The sequence below is a fragment of the Methylobacterium sp. E-016 genome (assembly GCF_022829745.1).
In the GTDB taxonomy this organism is placed as follows: domain Bacteria; phylum Pseudomonadota; class Alphaproteobacteria; order Rhizobiales; family Beijerinckiaceae; genus Methylobacterium.
In genome coordinates this window covers 1-2,625 of sequence record NZ_JAKSYF010000030.1, presented here as the reverse complement: position 1 = coordinate 2,625, position 2,625 = coordinate 1, and the positions used below count along the sequence as shown (strand labels likewise).

At 67.2% G+C, this 2,625-nt stretch carries 1 protein-coding gene; it reads right to left on the bottom strand.

Annotation, left to right across the window (positions count from 1 at the left end; genetic code table 11):
* The gene (locus MKK68_RS01750) at positions 1-2,220 is read right to left on the bottom strand and encodes a DUF4214 domain-containing protein (protein WP_244028109.1); all 2,220 of its coding nucleotides are present in this window, start codon (positions 2,218-2,220) and stop codon (positions 1-3) included.
* Positions 2,221-2,625 lie beyond the last annotated feature (405 nt).

The window sequence follows — 2,625 nt, the reverse complement described above, 5'->3', positions numbered from 1 at the left end:
TCAAGCCAAGAGGAGGCCGTGCAGGGACTGATCGGCATGGTTTGCGATGTTCTCGTGGCTCTGGGCGAAGCCGATGAGGAGATCGGCCCGGTCCATGCTGTGGCTGTCGAGGGCGTTGGTCCAGTAAGCCATGCCCTCCGGCTCGCCCGCCCGGTGCAGGGCGTTCTCGTAGAGCTCGGACACGAAGGCGGCATTGCTGGTGGCGGTGCCGAAGTGCATCACGAACTCGTCGGAGGCCAGGAAGCTCTGGGCGATGCCCTTCAGGCTGGCACCGTTGTCGAGCGCCTCCGTCCAGAACCGCAGGCCCTGCGCGTCGGCCGCACGGTCGAAGGCGGCCCCGTACAGGTGAGCGGCCGCGCCGGCATGACCGTCCAGATCCAGGGCCACGGTGTGATCGCCGAACTGAACCCGCTCGACGCCGGCAAGGGTATCGGCCTTGCCGTCCGCGCGCGTCAGCTGCCAGGTGCCGTTGGCCGCCTGCGTCACGCTCCAGTCCTTGAGCGAACCCGTCTCCACGAGCGTGTCGAGGCCGGCTCCGCCCGTCACCTGGTTGCGGCCCGATCCCGCGACGAAGGTGTCGTTGCCCGCCCCGCCGACGAAGACGTCGTCGCCATGGCCGCCGATCAGCACGTTGCCGGCATCGTTGGCAATCAGCGTCACGTGCCCGTCACCGGCCACCGCTGTCTTGATCAGGCTGTCGGCACTCAGGTGCAGCGCATGGCCGGCAATCGTCGAGGTGGCGCCCGCATGCAGGTCGATCACGTCGGCGCTCGTCGTGGCGGCGGCATTGATCACCCCCATCCCCGAGGTGCTGTGGATCGTGTCGCGGCCAGCCCCGAGGCCACCATAGGCATCCGTGAACACGAAGGTGTCGTCAGCGTTCACGTCCGCGCCGTGCAGCGACAGCGTCGCGCCCGTGAACGTCCCCGTGGCCGCGCCGGCGCCTTCGCTGATCCGCAAGGTCCAGGTGCCCAGGCCGCCCTCGCCGAGGAAGGCGTTCGAGGTCAGGCTGAAGCCCTGGAAAGGTGTGGCGCCGCCGACGTGATCGAGGAGCGTGCTGACCGTGCCGTCGGGCGACACCAGCTGCACGGTGAGGTCGCTCACCCGGGCATGGCTGCCGGCGAGATTGATCTCGGCTGATTCGACGTCGATCGCCTTGTTGATGGCGAAGCTGTAGCTGACGCTCGCCCCGGCCGTCAGGGTCTTGGCCTGGCTCGCGCTGACGTCGAGGTTGAGCTCGTTGGCCGAGGTGCTCTGCGCCGTCCAGGTCTGGGCGAGGCGCACGGCGGTGTGCGCGTTGATGACGCCATAGCCGGTGTCGTTGGAAAACAGCATGCCGCCGCCGTTCCAGTGGCTGTCGCCGTTGGTCACCGTGGCGATGCTGCCGGGCTGCTCGGCGGAGTAGGCCAGGATGGTCTTGACGTCGCGCCAGCCGAGGTTGGGATTGGCCTGGAGCATCAGCGCCACCGTGCCGGTGACCTGGGGCGCGGCCGCCGAGGTGCCGCCGAACGAGTCGGTGACATCGCCGGCCGAATAGCCGGCGGCCCCGGCCAGATCGGTGGTGGTGATGGCGCGTGCGCCGCCCGACGAGGGGGCCGAGACGAGAAGCGCCGCGCCGGGATTGGAGTAGGCCGCGACCTGGCCTTCCGAAGTCACGGCGCCGACGGTGATGAGGCGGTGATCGTTCGTAAAATTGGACAGATTGGTGTCGCCGCCGGAGGCGCGGGCGTTGCCGCCGGCCACGACCTGGACGGTGCCGAGACCGTGCCGGCCCTGGTCGGCGGCCGCGTCAAGGTTGCCGAAGAAGGTGGTCCAGGTGGGCTGGGCCTTGTTGACGTAGAGGGCGGCGTCCCAACCCCAGGAGTTGTTGGTGACGTCGAAGCTTGCGGCGTTGCCCAGCGTTGCGGCGATGGAGCTGGTGGTTGCACCCACCACCTTGAAGGTGGTGAGGCTGGCCTCGTAGGCGACGCCGATGGGGGCGCTGGCGGACGGCTTGGCGTTGATGACGCCGGAAACGGCGGTGGCGTGCTTGTCGCCGTCGTCGAAGACGCCGACGGAGACGCCCTTGCCGGTGACGGAGGTCCAGGCCGAGGTGGCGCTGATGCTGGGGGCGGTCGCGTGATCCTGCAGGTTCCAGAGGGCCTGGGACGCCGTGGCGGAGACGGCGTTCTTGAGGGAGATCTGGTTGGCGAGGATGGACCAGGTGGTGGGGGCCGGCATGGGACTGCTCCGAAGAAGTTGGGAGCAGAATGGTCTCGAACGCTGCATTACCGGTTGAGATCTGTAGTTAAACGAAGGACAACGCCAGCAATGGCTAGCAAACTCTCAAGTTATGTCCCGATTAACCTCACCCAATCGTAAGATAATCTCCCGTTAAGTGCGCTGATTCGCTTGTGAGATCGTTAACTGAACGAATGGTTGCAGAGGCGCAGTGCACGAGGCGCAAAGCGCGGACGATCGCCGGAGGCAGATCGACGGCGCGTCGTCGGAGCCGGAGCTCACCGGGACAAGGATTGCAGAACGGCGATTGTGTGGGCACCGGGGCGAATGAATGCCGGTCCAGTGCAATCCGCTGGTATGAGGCGAACGGTGCCCCCGTCCTCAGTGCGTCCTTGCGAAGCGCGA